The sequence below is a fragment of the Roseofilum sp. KMC-1 genome (genome assembly GCF_057802075.1).
Genome location: NZ_CM173605.1, coordinates 2,875,966 through 2,891,277, shown reverse-complemented (window position 1 = coordinate 2,891,277; position 15,312 = coordinate 2,875,966). Strand labels below are relative to the sequence as shown.

The following is a 15,312-nucleotide window of genomic DNA, read 5'->3' as shown; positions in this document are numbered from 1 at the left end:
GTACCAAAAAAGGAGTCTATCGCCGCACCCATTCCGTTAGATGTCTGGATCAATACCCAGTTGTGCCAATCGTTGGCGATCGCACTCCCGTTCAGCCCTCTGCTTAAATGATTAATTGTTCTTGCATCAACCAAAATCCAGCAAAAGACTCTGATTGAGGATTAGACTGAATAGCGATAAAATGAATCCCTTGAGAATTCTTTTTCGCCTCTTCAAAATTCTGTCCCTCTTTTAATAATTGATCTGTATTCAAATTAGCTAAAATCCAGCTTTCATTGACTCCGGTTTCCAGCAACAAGCGAGGTTTTTTACTTCTATCTTCTCGATTATCCAGGACTTTGACACAACCCAATTCTAACCCAGACATCCATCCCGCCATGGGAATAGCACGGGGTGAAAACAGGATAATACCGGGAATGGGGGTCGTTTCTGATAAGCCAAATGGACTTAAGGGAAAAGATTCTTGAAACGCAATATCCCATTCTGGCATCTCGGCAAAGGCTTGGACTTCTAGGCTAACCAAAGCCCATTTTTGACCGAGGATGGCATCCGGAAGGGGTTGGGCGATCGCCGATTCATATTGCACAGAAGGGGAAGAAGCGGCCTTAGCATCATAACCAGCTTCTTGGGGATACACTTCCTTTTCTCTTTGCTGTAACCAATGATATAGGGTTAAGGTACGGCGACTGGGAGCCGAGGGAATCGCCAAATCCTTGCAAGCTTTGACAATCATGTTATTCATTTGTCTGCGAAAGAAGCGGATCTTATTAGGGCGCTGATTGGCTTTATCCATCGCCTCTAAAATCGCATCCCTCAATTCTCCTGAGTTGACTTTACTACTCTCACAAAATCGAGAATACCGAAACAAACTGTCTGGGTCAGTGGCGATTGACGATGGAGTTTCACAAATCAGAATTTCCCAAACTTTCTTATTATTTTCATCCAGAATAGGGCGGGAGTAAAAATCGAGTTCCCAAATGATTTTCATTTAATCAGCTAACCGGTAAATTTCCAAATGTAGAGCAGTTTAAAACTTAGAAGAGAGGAAAGATCGAGACCCAACAATCCGCTTTCTTTCCTCCTGGGTCAAATCTGTAGCTTAGGTATCGAGCAGCGATTTCGCCGCCCGTTCTCGACGAGCCGCAGCGCTTGCCATCACCTCCTCCATATTTTCCAACACTTCTCCAGGATAGTTTTCCAAGATGCGGGTAGACAAAGAAATCCGTCCTTTCCCTTCATCAATACTAACGATCATCGCTTTAATCGATTGACCAATGGAAAACTTACTGGAGAGGGAATCAATATAGCTTTGGCTAATTTGCTTAATATGAATGAGTCCTGTTGTATTCCCTAAATCCACGAACAAACCAAAGGGTTTAATATTCGCAATTCGACCTTCCACCAGTTGACCCACTTCTAACTGACTAAAGGTCACCGTTTGGGTTGCCAGTCGCTCAGAAAGTACCAACTTACGAGTGTCTGGATTCACTTCCAGAAAGGCAACCGTTAGGGTTTCTCCCTTGAGAGCGTTCAGATTATTCCGTTGACTCAGATGAGATCGCGGTATAAAACCTCTAAGTCCCATCACATCCACCGTCACACCCCCTTTATTGGTTCCGGTTACCCGAACTTGCAGCGCTTGTTGTTCTTCCTGCTTATCTAAGAGGGTATCCCAAAGGCGTTGGATTTCCAGTTGACGACGGGAGAGCGTCACTTGTCCCTCTTCATTTTGTTCGCGAGTAATGAGAAAGTCTAATTCCTCATTAAGTGGCAGAATGGTAGACAAATCACTGACACTTTCTAAGGCTGCCTCTTCCATGGGTACAAAGGCAGTAGATTTGCCTCCAATTTCAATATAGGCTCCCTCTGGGGAATGGACGGCCACCCGACCGCGTACCACTTGTCCTTTTTGGAAGGTATAGTCATGCTCTTGCAAGGCTTTGGCAAAGTCATCTTGGGAAAAACCAATGGAAGCGGGAGTTTTAGAAGCGGGTTTAGATTCAGGGTTCATAACTAGGATCTGAGAAATTAAGAGGCCTGAAGTTGGGAGTGAAACAGTTCTTTCACTTTAGCCCAGGCATCAGTAGCAGCTTCTGCATTATAACTAGCCCGGCGATCGCAGAAAAAGCCATGATCGGCTCCATCGTATCGGAAAATCTGATAATCCACCTGAGCCTCCCTTAACGCTGCTTCAATTTGCTCAACTTCGACAGCAGGAATACTGACATCCTCATTGCCAAAAAAGCAGTGAAGGGTTCCCTTAATCTCTGGGGTACGAGTAACAGTAGGTGCGCCCCCTCCTGGAGTCAGAGTGGCAATTCCCGCACCATAGAAAGAGGCAGTCGCCTCGATTTCCTCCAAAATAGCGGTTAAATAAACCACATGGCCGCCAAAGCAAAATCCGATCGCCCCAAAACCTCCCGATTTCAAATTGGGTCGGGTTTTCAGATACTCTAAAGTGGCTTGAATATCACTGAGCAGTTCATCAGCTTTGGTTTTGACCTTATATTCCCGGCCAATTTTAATATCTTCTGGAGTATAGCCCGCTTCAAAACCAGGGGCTAGACGCTGATAAATAGCGGGAGCAATGGCAATATAGCCCTCTTTGGCGATGCGATCGGTTACCTCCCGAATGTGTTCATTTACGCCAAAAATCTCCTGTACCACCACCACCCCCGGATGGGGCCCCGGTGTCGTGGGTTCAGCTAGATAGGCATCAATAAGTAAGTCCCCATTGGGCACTTGTACAGGGGTGGATTGGATGGTTAAATCGGTCATAATTGCTGGAAAAATTGAGATTGCGTCTTTCCCATTTTAATGGTGTTCTGATTGTTCCTCTTCTAGCGGTAACAGAAACTTTATGTTCTCTAGAAGTTCAGGAATATGCCCTTGAGCGATCTCCCAGACCTGAGAAAGATCGATTTGTCGGTAGTCATGAACGCACTTACAGCGCTTCGCGCGGTAATGAGGTACAGTCGGAAAAGATCTCCCTAAATCCCCCTTAAAAAGGGGGACTTTTACTGCCCCCTTTTTTAAGGGGGGTTGGGGGGATCGAAATGTACCGCATAGCAGCGAAAACTGCTGTATCACGCATTCCAGCAATTTGTCGCCAAGGGATATGGGGATTATTCTCTCGGAGTTGGGTGGAAAGTTTTTTTTGTAGCTTCTTCAATAATAGTGATACTGTAGAGAACTGCTTTTTGCACTTTCCGGTCAGCTAAGAATGTGGCTTCATCCATGTCTTGAACAAAGTCAATGATATCTTGGGAATTTTGGGCAATATCAAGTAGATAGAATGGATCGCGATTCATAGATCGTTTGATAATGGTTGAGAATTTCTTGGCGGCGAAGCCAATTCCGATCGCATTCAACCGCTTTTTTACTCACAAGATCGACATTTCGGTTGAGTAAGTCTTGCAGTTGATATTCAAGTTCAACAAAGTCTAGCAAGCTAATTTTGCAGTCAGGTTCAAAGCTTACTAGGATATCAATATCGCTCTCAGGACGGAAGTCATCACGAAGGATAGATCCAAACAACGCCAATTCACTAATCTGAGCATTCTGGCAAAATTGCTGGAGTCGATCAGGGGCGATACCTAGATGTTGATACAGGATTTCAATATTCATACACTTCAAGGGTGAATTCGATATCTTTCGTGATAGCCAGGCGCGTCGCCCATTCTCCGACCTTATTCCCTATGACCTAGTACGAAGCACTATATACTAGAGAGCAATGATGTTTTGGGGGTAAATCTGGGGAGATGGTCAAATTTCAGATTCAACCGGATAGTGATATTCCGGCTTCTAATCAGTTATTTAATCAATTACGCTTTGCGATCGCCTCCGGTCAATACCCTCCTGGCTCCCAACTGCCCAGCACCCGTGCCTTAGCCATGCAAACCGGTTTACATCGCAATACCATTAGCAAAGTCTATCGCCAACTGGAAGACACCGGATTAGTGGAAGCTCAAGCTGGCTCAGGAATTTACGTCCGTCAGCAGGGAAAAGGCATTCTGGCTCAGTATAAATCCCAACTCTTGCAAACCTATCCCCAAGCCCAAACCATTGTCCAAAATAGCGTCAATCAGCTCATTCAAGAAGGCTGCTCTCTCCATGAAGCGCGGGAACTCTTCTTAGCCGAAATCGATTGGCGTTTGCGTTGCAGTGCCAGGGTTTTAGTCACCGCTCCCACCAACGATATCGGTGTCGGACAACTGATGATGGAAGAACTACAAGCAGCCCTGCATATTCCCGTACAGTTAGTTCCCTTAGAAGAACTAGATGACCTCTTAAATCATACGCGATCGGCCACCGTCGTCACCAGTCGCTATTTCTTTGGTGATGCCGAAAAAATTGCCGCCCCCAAATCTGCACGAGTCGTTCCTGTAGAAATTTATGACTATGCCCCTGAAGTTGAATTAGTCAAAGGATTACCCAAAGGCACATATTTCGGAGTTGTTAGTCTCTCCCATGGCATTTTACGCGCCGTTGAAGTCATTATTCATAGTTTGCGCGGAGATGATGTATTAGTCATGACTGCTCATCGGGATGACCGCTATAAACTGAGAGCCATGGTCAAAACAGTTCAATATATAGTCAGCGATGTCTCTAGTTATGATGCCGTGAAAGCCGCGCTCCAAGCAGCCAGAGAAGATATTATCCGCCCCCCTCGTTTAATTCAAACTGACAGTTATATCGATCAATCTTCCATTAATCGCCTGAAACGAGAACTGGGTTTAGATTAAGTCTTGAGCCTAATAATTCTGTTACTGCTTCTGCTGGCATAGGTTTAGAGTAAAAATAACCCTGGCCATACTCACAACCCAATTGTTTCAGCAGTTGATGCTGTTCAATTTTTTCAATGCCTTCAGCAACAATATCCATGCCAAGATTATGACCTAAATCAATCACCGCTTTAATAATGGCTCGATATTGGCAGGAAGCTTTAGAGTCTAAATTATTCAGAAAACTGCGGTCAATTTTTAGGGTATGAACTGGGAAACGATATAGATAGCTTAAGGAAGAATAACCTGTCCCAAAATCATCAATGCAGAGTCGAATTTGACGCGCTTTGAGTTGCTGGAAAATGAGATTAGCCACTTTAGAATTATCGATAATTGCACTTTCAGTAATTTCCAATTTGAGATATTTCCCTTCAATCTCCGTTTGCTCCAGAATCCGATCAATTTGTTCAATCAGATCGGCTTGGGCAAATTGTTTCACCGACAAATTCACATTCATGATTAGCGGGTAGCAATGGGGGAATTGAAGATTCCAAAGATGCAATTGTTGACAAGCTTGTTCGAGTACCCAAGTCCCAATGGGTAAAATTAATCCTGTTTCTTCAGCAATGGGAATAAATTCAGCCGGAGAAACAAAACCCCATTCGGGATGAGGCCAGCGCAGGAGAGATTCAAAACCAGTGAGTTGACCACTATTTAAGTCAATAATCGGCTGATAGTAAAGCTCTAATTGTTGCCGGTCAATGGCTCCTCTGAGATCGGTTTCCAGTTTCAGTCGGGTTACAGCTTGAGTATACAGGAGCGTATTATAGACAGCATAACGCCCTTTTCCAGCCGTTTTAGCCTGGTACATTGCTAAGTCTGCATCTCGAAGGATGTCCCCCGGTTGATCGTATCCGATGGTGCTTAAGGTAATACCAATGCTGGTATTGGCAAAGACTTCATGACCCTTGAGGTTAAAGGACTGAGAGAGTTTTTTTAAGACCCGTTGGGCAACTTTGGTAGCATCTTGGAGAGTATGAATATTATCTAAAAAGATCGTAAATTCATCCCCTCCCAGTCGAGCCAGGAGATCGCAGGGACGAAGACAGTTTTCTAGACGACGGGCGATCGCCACTAACAATAAGTCTCCCACCAAATGACCCAGACTATCATTAACTTTCTTAAAGCCATCCAAATCGAGAAACAGCACGGCAAATTGATAATTGGGGTCTTTTTGATGCTGTTCAATGGCCCGTTGTAGGTGTTCGATTAATAGGGCACGGTTGGGAAGATTCGTGAGATGATCGTAAAAAGCGCTATGTTCGAGCAGTTCTTCTGCTTGTTTGCGATCGCTAATATCATTTTGAATGCCAATAAAATGGGTCAGATGACCCTGGATATTAAACACCGGGGAAATATGCAGTTCATTCCAAAACAGTTGGCCATCTTTACGCACATTTTGCACAACAACTCGGCATTCAGTACCTTGCTCAATCGCTTCGCGAATTTGATCCAGAGCCGTTTGATCTCGGTAACTCCCTTGCAGAAAACGGCAGTTACGACCGAGAATCTCTTCTGGAGAATAGCCCGTAATCTCTTCAAAAGCTAGATTGACATAAACCGCCGGATTATCCGATCGCGTCGCATCTGTAATAATAATGCCATTATTACTAGAAGCGATCGCCCGCTCCATCAGATGCAATTGCTCTTGAGCTTGCAAGCGAGTCATCACACTTGTCAGCACATTGGCGATCGTTTGTAAAAAAGACACATCCTCCTGGGTAAAATGGCGACACTCTCTCGTGTAAACACTTAACACCCCAAACGGCCCCTCAGAACCCGGAATCCCGGCAATAATCGTACTGACTCCCGAAACCACCCGATGATTATGCAACAGAGGAGAACCACTAAAGCGCGTTTCAACCCGCAAATCCTCCACAATAATCGGTTTCCCTTGAGATAAGGCATACCCCGCATGACAATTACTGCGAGCGCTCAACGTCGCCTGTCCCACCAATTCAGCTTGCCAACCCACCCCCGCCCTCAGCAACAGGGTCTGATGATTGGGCAACAACTCCAAAATCCCACTACAATCTACCGATAGAGTCTCATTCACCAACTCCACCGCCTTTTCCATCAGAGCATCTAAATTCTGATTCGTTAAAGCCTTCTGACTCAGTTCTGAAACCGCCGCCTGCTGCTGCAAACGCGAGTGCAGTTCAGTTTCTACCTGCTTATGATGGGTCATATCCCGACCCACAGCATAAATTAAACCCTCATCTGCATAAACAACCGCAGTCCAAGAAATCCACCGATAGGAACCCTGGCGGCAACGATAGCGATTTTCTAAAGAAACACTCGATTCTCCTGAAATTAATTGCTCCAACCCTAAGCGAGTTTGTGGTTGGTCTTGGGGATCGATCAATTCCAGAAAATTCTGCTCAAATAATTCTTCTGCGCTATATCCTAATATCCTTTCCCATGCAGGATTAACACTTTTGAGATATCCCTGAAAGTCAATCGTACAAAAGAGTTCTAGGGAGAGGTTAAAAAATCGTTCCTGATGATGTAGCACAGACATCATATGACCCTCTTGCCAACAAAAGTTGTTTGTTTCTAGGGTAGATTTCTGAATTGGCTTAAAATGTTGCTGCACTGCGAAAATCCCTATGGCACTTTTACATGAATCATCAAAAACTGGCAACTCTAGCCGAGTCAACCCTTTTCAGGAGAATATGCCGGTTCTTGATTCAAGCAACAAAAGAGTTGATGTCAATCCAATCCCACCCCAAACTCAATCTGAAGACTATAGGCTTGACTCTGTTGACCTCCTAGCTTTAGGGGTAAGGGTTTCCTGGCGATCCGGGATAGATAAGGAGTATTTACTAATCTCCTCAAACCCATGGGCCCACAACCTTTTTACCTCTTATTCTCCTTTTGAATCTATTATATCAAATGATACACAAATTCCCAAGTTTTTTAAGTTTCTTTGAGTCTAGCTTTGCCATCCGAGTCGGTCGATCCCCACTTAATCATAGATAAAAATCTATTATTAGATCAGATTAAAACATGAGATATACATCTTCAAAAAGCAATGGGATTGCAGATAGTCTGATTAGGGATCAATACATTTCTCTTATTAATCAATATTTTAACGAACTTTCTTATCAACAGACTTGGTTCCCCTTTGTATTTTATATTTTTTACCCTATCCACCTGTAAAATCCTTGTGATAAGAGAGAGACAGCCTCCTTGACTTATAATGAATAAAAAAATGTATAATAGGTAAAAAGAGATCGTAGAACTATTCTTAATTTACCCTAAAATAACCGTCTTTTAATGTTTGGTTTACCTTTTCTTAACCAAAAAATTACCATAAAAGGTTAACCTGCAATCAACATCTTCTCGTACACTGAAGATCGGCCTAATCTCGAACTTGTATATCCTATGTTTTCTCTTTCTAACTTCAAGCGTAACAGCATTTCCCTGTCGATCGCAGCTCTAACTGCCCTAGCCTTATCCTCCTGTGCTGGTGGTGGAGACAACACCGCTCAAGTGGAAAGCACCACTACAGGTGAAGCCAACACAGAAGAAGCAGCCGCTCCCACAGAAGCAGCCTCTCCCAAATCAACCAGCAAACTCGCCCTAGCCAACAACACCAGTTTAACTGGGGCTGGAGCCTCCTTTCCTGCTCCCCTTTACCAACGCTGGTTCGTAGACTTCAGCAATGCCACCCCCAATTTACAAGTGGACTATCAGTCCGTTGGCAGTGGAGCTGGGGTAGAACGATTTATGCAAAACCTGGTTAACTTCGGAGCCAGTGACGTAGCCATGTCCGATGAAGAAATCTCCAAAGTGACCAAAGGAGTATTAATGCTCCCCATGACTGCGGGGAGTATAGTAATGGCTTATAACCTTCCTGGTGTCGAACAACTGAACCTAACCCAAGAAGCCTTGATCGATATTCTTTTGGGGAAAATCACCAAATGGAATGACCCCAAAATTGCCGCAGCCAACCCTGATGCCACCCTTCCCGATACCAACATCACCGTCGTTTATCGTTCGGATGGTAGCGGAACCACCGGAGTATTCACCAAAAACCTCAGCGCTATGAGCGAAGAGTGGAAAACCCAAGTGGGTGAAGGCAAAACCGTAGAATGGCCTGTAGGCATTGGGGGAGCCAAAAATGATGGCGTAGCCGCCCAAATTCGCCAAACCGAAGGAGCCATTGGTTACCTAGAAGAAGGGTTTGCCAAAAGCGCCGGTCTGAGCATGGCAGCTCTGGAAAACAAAGCGGGTAAATTTATCTATCCCACGGCTGAAGCTGCTTCTCAATCCCTAGCCGCCGTTGAATTACCAGAAAACCTGCGGGAGTTTGTGACCAACCCTGACGGAGAAGAATCCTATCCCATTGTCAGCTACAGTTGGCTACTAGCTTATAAGCAATACGACGATCCCGAAATTGCTAAGTCTTTGGAAGCCATGATTGAGTATGGTCTCAATGAAGGACAATCCGTTAGCTCAGAGTTGGGTTATATTCCCTTACCCGATAAGGTGCGCGAAAAGGTGGCCATGGCGGCTGATGCCATTAGCCCAGATTACACCATCGAAGTGAAATAGACTCTTAAACGTCTTCATGCTTCTGGGAGCAAGGGAGACCTTGCTCCTCAACCCCACTCTACAGTTATGGTTTAGTCTTGATCTTATGGTTTCTATTGCAAAAACTGAATCGGGGCGATCGCGCTCTGGCCTAGAAAAAAACCTAGACCGAAGCTTTATCGGTCTCACCTTGATTTTTGCCCTCTCCATTGCCCTGATCCTAATCATCATTACCCTCACGGTGGGTTGGCGTGCTATTCCAGCCATACAAAAATTTAATGTGGGCTTTCTCTTCCAGAGCGCCTGGAACCCAGTGGAAGATCGATATGGCGTTTGGCCCATGATCTATGGAACCATGATGAGTTCCGCCATTGCCCTATCAATCGCTGTCCCCCTAGGTCTGGGAACCGCCGTTTTCCTCAGTGAAGACTTTATTCCCGTCAATATCCGCACCATTCTCGTCTTTCTCGTGGAACTGCTGGCCGCTATTCCCAGCGTGGTTTATGGCTTATGGGGAATTTTCGTCCTCATTCCCCTGCTTAAACCCATAGGTGACTTTCTCCATGACAACTTAGGCTGGCTCCCCTTATTTAACACCCCTCTGGCAGGGCCAGGCATGTTACCGGCTGGCCTCGTCCTCTCGATTATGATTTTACCGATTATTACAGCGATCGCCCGCGACTCCCTCGCCAGCCTGCCCCCAGACCTGCGTCAAGCCTCCCTTGGTCTCGGTGCAACCCGATGGGTGACCATTTTTCGGGTACTCCTCCCTGCCGCCTTCTCCGGCATTGTCGGCGGCATCATGTTAGCCCTCGGTCGAGCCATGGGAGAAACCATGGCCGCCACCATGCTCATCGGCAACTCCAACCAAATGAACCTCTCAATTTTAGCCCCCGGCAATACCATTGCCTCCCTAATGGCCAACCAATTCCCCGAAGCCTCCGGACTCCAGGTTTCTGCCCTCATGTATGCCGGTTTAATTCTGATGATTCTCACCCTAGTCGTCAACGTACTAGCTGAATGGATCGTTAATCAAGTCAAAGCCAAATATGAGTAATGGGTAATGAGTAATGAGTAATGAGTAATTGGTAATGAGTAATTGGTAATATTCCCCCATTCCCCCACTCCCCCACGAACCCATTCCCCCATTCCCCCACGAACCCATTCCCTGACATCATGAACCCTTCCACAGAATCTCAGTCCCTCGCCCAAAGCCTAATCCGAGATAATCGCCGCCCCAGAGCCATCTTTGACACCGTAATGACGACCCTTTCGGGGATTTGTATTGGACTAACCATCTTGCCCCTATTTGCGGTCTTAACTTATGTGATGATTAAAGGTGGATCGCGTCTGAGTTTAGCCCTATTCACCCAACTTCCCCCAGCCGCAGGACAAACGGGAGGAGGAATTGCTAACGCCATCCTCGGAACCTTTATCACCGTTGGCATTGCCAGCGTCATTGCCGTCCCCATTGGCGTATTAGCAGCAGTTTATCTGTCTGAATTTAGCTCTAGTAGCCAACTTGCCCGCGAAGTCGCTCGCTGGATTCGCTTTGCCACTAATGTCCTTAGTGGTGTCCCTTCCATTATTGCTGGGGTCTTTGCTTATAGTTTAGTCGTTTTAAGCACAGGAACCTTTTCTGCCTTAGCCGGAGGAGCCGCCCTATCTGTGTTGATGCTCCCCACCATCATTCGTACCACCGATGAAGCCTTGCAAATTGTGCCCCAAGACATTCGTTGGGCCTCCGTTGGAGTGGGAGCATCCAATTATCAAACCGTTCTCAAAGTGGTTTTACCGGCAGCGCTCCCGCCCATTTTGACTGGAGTTACCCTAGCAGTAGCTCGTGCTTCTGGAGAAACGGCTCCCCTTCTGTTTACAGCCCTCAATTCCAATTTTTGGCCCAGAGGATTAATGGCTCCTACTCCTTCCTTAGCCGTCCTGGTTTACAACTTTGCCAGTAGTTTCGATCTTAAGCTTCAGGAATTAGCTTGGGCAGCTTCTTTAGTCTTAGTCTTTTTGGTTCTCATAAGTAGCATTATTGCCAGACTAGCCACCCGTCAAAGTCAGTTTTAATCGTCGATCAATTCATCCAAGAATAGAGGAAATATCATGTCCAACTCAGATGCAAATATTGTCAACAAAACCGAAACGGTCTTAAGAACCGATAATGTAAGTATTTTTTATGGGGATTTTAAGGCGGTTCGGGATGTATCTCTGGAAATCCCCAAAAATCGAGTCACGGCATTTATTGGCCCATCGGGATGTGGGAAAAGTACAATTTTAAGATGTTTTAATCGCCTGAACGATCTGATCCCCATTTTTAAGTTAGAGGGGCAAATTTTATACCACGATCAAAGCTTATATGAAAGCAATATTGACGCAGTAGAAGTGCGCCGCAGGATTGGGATGGTGTTTCAAAAACCTAACCCTTTCCCCAAGTCTATTTATGACAATATTGCCTATGGAGTGCGGATTAATGGGTTAGCAAAAACCAAGGCAGATATTGAGGAAATTGTGGAGCGATCGCTCCGTCAAGCTGCCCTGTGGGATGAAGTCAAAGATAAAATGCATCAGAGTGGATTTGCCCTCTCTGGAGGACAACAACAGCGCCTATGTATTGCTCGTACAGTGGCTATTAACCCGGATGTGGTGTTAATGGATGAACCCTGCGCTTCCCTCGATCCCATCTCTACCCTGAAAGTGGAAGAGCTGATCCATGAGCTGAAGGAAAATTACACCATTGTGATTGTCACCCACAATATGCAACAGGCTTCCCGTGTCTCCGATATGACAGCATTTTTCAATGCGAAGGCGATCGAAGGGGGTAAACGGTTCGGGTATTTAGTCGAGTATGACAACACAGAAGATATTTTCCAAAATCCCCAAGAAGAAGCCACTCAGCAGTATGTCAGTGGACGATTCGGTTAAGACTAATCATCACCCAACGATCGCCAATGTCCCCATTCACGATAGGATCGTTTGACGAGTAAATCTCAATAATGCAGGTTTTGATGATCCTTATGAAGCGATTTTTTGCCAGATTGCTACCCTTGATTTTGGTGGCGGTCATGGGTTTGGTTGGCTGTTCCAATACCCCTTCCTTGATTACAGGCAACTATTCTCAAGATACCTTGAATATGGTTGATAGCCTTCGCACAGCCATTCAACTTCCCGAAGATGCTCCCAATAAGGCTGAAGCTCAAGCCGAGGCTAGGGAATTGATTAATCAATATGCCTCTCGATATCGTCGGGATAAGTCAGTGTCTACGTTAACATCGTTCACGACCATCCGCACAGCCCTGAATAGCTTGGCAGGCCATTATAGTTCCTATCCTAATCGTCCGGTTCCAGAGAAGCTGAAAAATCGGATAGACCAGGAATTGCGCCAAGTAGAAGCAGCGCTTAAACGGGGAGCCTAGTTGCCCAGTCTCAAGAGTTATGAGGTGGGCCAAGCCCACCCCTCCATTGGTCTAGGTTAAGGCTGGGGTTAAATTGAGGTGGGATTCGCTTTGCAAAAGTCCCGTTAATAAGGAGGCCGGATGCTCTGGATAAGGCCAAGCAAAGGCATGGCGGAATGAGGCATCTTGACAGGCTTGCAGTTGCTCAAAGTCGATGATGTCTAGGGTAAGTAGATTTTCGTATTCAAAGGGCAGACGCATGTTATGGAGTCCGGCGTTATCGGTACAGATGGCAATGTCTACCCCAGCATCAAAACAGCGATCGAAGACGATTTTTAGTTCGTGTAAGTCTTCTAGAGTGCCGGTTTTCAGGTAGGTAGTGGGACAGACTTCTAGACATTGCCCTTGCGCCGCCAGTTGGGGCAAGAGGTGGGGATAGTGGAGGGGAATTTGAATCCCATGGCCGATACGCATCAGGTAGGGAAGCAGTTCCGGATAACATCCATCACGGGTTTCATAGAGGTGTCCGGTAGTTTTGAGACCCAAAGATCGGGCATATTCATAGAGTTGAATCAATTCTGGGAGGCGATCGCCATAATGGGCATCTCCACCCGCGATATCAATCCCACAGACATATTCAGGCATTTGGGCCGCCAGTTCGACAATCGCCCGGTTCACCTCATAGGGTAGACGGGAATGGGTACAGAGAATCTGGCTGGTAATAATACTATAGTTATGATTTTGGCTTGCCCGACCCACGGCTTCCACAATCGCTGCCATGCGATCAATGCGATCGCTCTGGCTATACTCCTCTGGAGTCCGCAGGTAAGGCGTATATCGCAATTCCAAATAAGCTAAATTTTCAAACACATAGGCCCCACGAATCAATCGATAAATAAAATAGGGCAAAGTGTCTAAGGTTTGCGTTTTCTCCACTAGGGTATGGAGTTCTAAATATTCATCTAAAGTTGTCCGAGGACGAGTATAGAAGTCTTCAAACTCAGCATACTCAGGAAACTGCTCAGACCATTCTGAGCCGCTACGGTGAAAGTAGCGCCAGAGAATGCGAGGGACGACCGAACCGCCTAAGTGTCGGTGGAGTTCAGCATAGAGAGCCACAAGAAGAACCTCTTAATATCTGCGATCGATAGGCTAGAAAAACCGTTCACCTCCTATGGTAATGTTCAAAATCCAGTTCAGCACCCTTCAGGACTTATTTCTTGTATATCCCGATCGTTAAGAAGCTTTTTCAATGCGCGTTAAGCGGGCCCCTAATTGTTGCAACTTGACTTCAAGCTGTTCATAGCCCCGGTCTAGATGTTGCAGATCTTGAATAATAGTCGTTCCTTCGGCAGCTAATCCAGCGATGACTAAAGCGGCTGAAGCTCGTAAATCCGTGGCTAATACCGGCGCACCCGATAAGAGGGGCACACCTTTAACAACAGCAATATTACCCTTGACGCGGATATTAGCTCCCATACGCTGCAATTCGGCCACATGGCGCAGGCGATTTTCAAACACCGTTTCAGTCACCATGCTGTTACCTTCGGCGACAGTCAGCAACGCCATAAACTGGGCTTGCATATCCGTGGGAAAACCAGGATAGGGCAGAGTTTCGATATCCGTGGCTACAATGCGTTCAGCCGGAATCAGGCGTAATTGTCGCTCGGCTTCTTTAATCACTTTAGCTCCGGTTTCTTCTAACTTCGCGATCGCCGGAATCAAGTGAGAAGCAATGACATTATTGAGCAGCAGTTCAGATTGGGTAATGGCAGCCGCAACCAAGAAAGTACCGGCTTCAATGCGATCGGGAATCACTTCATAATCGGTACTATGGAGTTGGGATACCCCTTCAATCCAAATGGTTTTTGTACCCGCCCCTTTAATGCGAGCGCCCATGGAACGGCAGAAGTTGGCTAAATCGATCACTTCCGGTTCTTGGGCGGCATTTTCAATACAGGTTTCTCCCTCAGCCAAAGTAGCCGCCATCATCAGGGTTTCCGTGGCTCCTACACTGGGATAATCCAGATAGATTTTGGCTCCCTTGAGTTTACCCTGGGGAGCATAGGCATTGACGACCCCATGTTCAATTTGCACATGGGCCCCCATCGCTTGCAGTCCCCGCACATGGAGGTCTACAGGACGAGCGCCGATCGCACAGCCTCCCGGTAAGGGCACTTGGGCCGTACCCAAACGGGCGAGCAAGGGGCCAATGATAAAGAAACTAGCCCGCAGTTGGCTGACCACTTCATAGGGGGCTTGCCCTTGGCTAATATGGGTAGCCTCCAATTCTAGGGTGTCCCCGTGGCGTTCAAGCTTAATCCCCAATGATTGTAAAATTTGGCCCATGCGGGTGACATCGACCAAGTTCGGTACATTGCGTAATCGGCAAGTTTGGGAGCAAAGGATCACCCCGGCTAGAATGGCTAAGGCCGAGTTTTTCGCCCCACTGATTTGCACTTGGCCGCTTAAACGAGATTTCCCTTCAATCTGAAGCAGGGAATGGCTTTGTGTCACTTCTGTCGTGACATTAGTTGAAATTACGGTATTAATTGCCCTATCCTCCAAAATTTAAGTAATTCTTACCATCA

15 protein-coding genes are annotated in these 15,312 nt (G+C 46.2%); 6 read left to right on the top strand and 9 right to left on the bottom strand.

What is annotated here, in order from left to right:
- Positions 1-103 precede the first annotated feature (103 nt).
- The 6 genes from AC3FZD_RS13565 to AC3FZD_RS13540 form a co-directional block, all read right to left on the bottom strand.
- A complete protein-coding gene (locus tag AC3FZD_RS13565) occupies positions 104-988 on the bottom strand; it encodes a Tab2/Atab2 family RNA-binding protein (protein ID WP_488736547.1) in 885 nt (294 codons plus the stop codon).
- 111 nt (positions 989-1,099) lie between these two features.
- Positions 1,100-2,011 carry a S1 RNA-binding domain-containing protein gene (locus tag AC3FZD_RS13560; RefSeq protein WP_488736546.1) on the bottom strand — a complete coding sequence of 304 codons (912 nt, stop codon included), beginning with the start codon at positions 2,009-2,011 and terminating at the stop codon, positions 1,100-1,102.
- A 17-nt stretch (positions 2,012-2,028) separates the two neighbouring features.
- A complete protein-coding gene (locus AC3FZD_RS13555) occupies positions 2,029-2,778 on the bottom strand; it encodes a dienelactone hydrolase family protein (protein WP_488736545.1) in 750 nt (249 codons plus the stop codon).
- A gap of 36 nt (positions 2,779-2,814) precedes the next feature.
- Complete coding sequence (locus AC3FZD_RS13550; RefSeq protein ID WP_488736544.1) at positions 2,815-3,090, bottom strand: HepT-like ribonuclease domain-containing protein; 276 nt, start codon at positions 3,088-3,090, stop codon at positions 2,815-2,817.
- Between the two features lie 35 nt (positions 3,091-3,125).
- Positions 3,126-3,311 (bottom strand): HepT-like ribonuclease domain-containing protein, encoded by a 186-nt coding sequence (locus AC3FZD_RS13545; protein ID WP_488736543.1) that lies wholly within the window; start codon positions 3,309-3,311, stop codon positions 3,126-3,128.
- Positions 3,283-3,627 (bottom strand): nucleotidyltransferase family protein, encoded by a 345-nt coding sequence (locus tag AC3FZD_RS13540; RefSeq protein WP_488736542.1) that lies wholly within the window; start codon positions 3,625-3,627, stop codon positions 3,283-3,285. Before AC3FZD_RS13540 ends, AC3FZD_RS13545 begins: the two co-directional genes overlap by 29 nt.
- 134 nt (positions 3,628-3,761) lie before the next feature.
- On the opposite strand from AC3FZD_RS13540, the gene AC3FZD_RS13535 reads away from it, so the two are divergent.
- Positions 3,762-4,745, top strand: a complete 984-nt coding sequence (locus AC3FZD_RS13535; RefSeq protein WP_488736541.1) for a GntR family transcriptional regulator — start codon at positions 3,762-3,764, stop codon at positions 4,743-4,745.
- Here the strand turns inward: AC3FZD_RS13535 and AC3FZD_RS13530 are convergent.
- Entirely contained in the window at positions 4,711-7,308 is a 2,598-nt protein-coding gene (locus AC3FZD_RS13530; RefSeq protein ID WP_488736540.1) for a sensor domain-containing protein, read from the bottom strand. The genes AC3FZD_RS13535 and AC3FZD_RS13530 overlap by 35 nt on opposite strands.
- Positions 7,309-8,171: 863 nt before the next feature.
- Between AC3FZD_RS13530 and pstS the strand changes: the two genes are divergently transcribed.
- The 5 genes from pstS (at position 8,172) to psb27 (ending at position 12,742) form a co-directional block, all read left to right on the top strand.
- Positions 8,172-9,344, top strand: coding sequence for a phosphate ABC transporter substrate-binding protein PstS (gene pstS, locus AC3FZD_RS13525; RefSeq protein ID WP_488736539.1), 1,173 nt, complete (start codon positions 8,172-8,174; stop codon positions 9,342-9,344).
- An 85-nt stretch (positions 9,345-9,429) separates the two neighbouring features.
- Entirely contained in the window at positions 9,430-10,380 is a 951-nt protein-coding gene (gene pstC / locus AC3FZD_RS13520) for a phosphate ABC transporter permease subunit PstC (RefSeq protein ID WP_488736538.1), read from the top strand.
- Positions 10,381-10,499: 119 nt separating this feature from the next.
- On the top strand, positions 10,500-11,396 hold the full coding sequence (gene pstA, locus AC3FZD_RS13515) for a phosphate ABC transporter permease PstA (RefSeq protein ID WP_488736537.1): 897 nt from the start codon (positions 10,500-10,502) through the stop codon (positions 11,394-11,396).
- A gap of 36 nt (positions 11,397-11,432) precedes the next feature.
- Positions 11,433-12,251 carry a phosphate ABC transporter ATP-binding protein PstB gene (pstB, locus tag AC3FZD_RS13510; protein ID WP_488736536.1) on the top strand — a complete coding sequence of 273 codons (819 nt, stop codon included), beginning with the start codon at positions 11,433-11,435 and terminating at the stop codon, positions 12,249-12,251.
- Positions 12,252-12,343: 92 nt separating this feature from the next.
- The gene (gene psb27 / locus AC3FZD_RS13505; RefSeq protein WP_488736535.1) at positions 12,344-12,742 is read left to right on the top strand and encodes a photosystem II protein Psb27; all 399 of its coding nucleotides are present in this window, start codon (positions 12,344-12,346) and stop codon (positions 12,740-12,742) included.
- 51 nt (positions 12,743-12,793) lie between these two features.
- Here psb27 and AC3FZD_RS13500 read toward each other — a convergent pair whose 3' ends face one another.
- Together AC3FZD_RS13500 and murA are read right to left on the bottom strand one after the other, a co-directional pair.
- A complete protein-coding gene (locus AC3FZD_RS13500; RefSeq protein ID WP_488736534.1) occupies positions 12,794-13,840 on the bottom strand; it encodes an adenosine deaminase in 1,047 nt (348 codons plus the stop codon).
- 117 nt (positions 13,841-13,957) lie between these two features.
- The gene (gene murA / locus AC3FZD_RS13495) at positions 13,958-15,238 is read right to left on the bottom strand and encodes a UDP-N-acetylglucosamine 1-carboxyvinyltransferase (protein ID WP_488736533.1); all 1,281 of its coding nucleotides are present in this window, start codon (positions 15,236-15,238) and stop codon (positions 13,958-13,960) included.
- Positions 15,239-15,312: the final 74 nt, after the last annotated feature.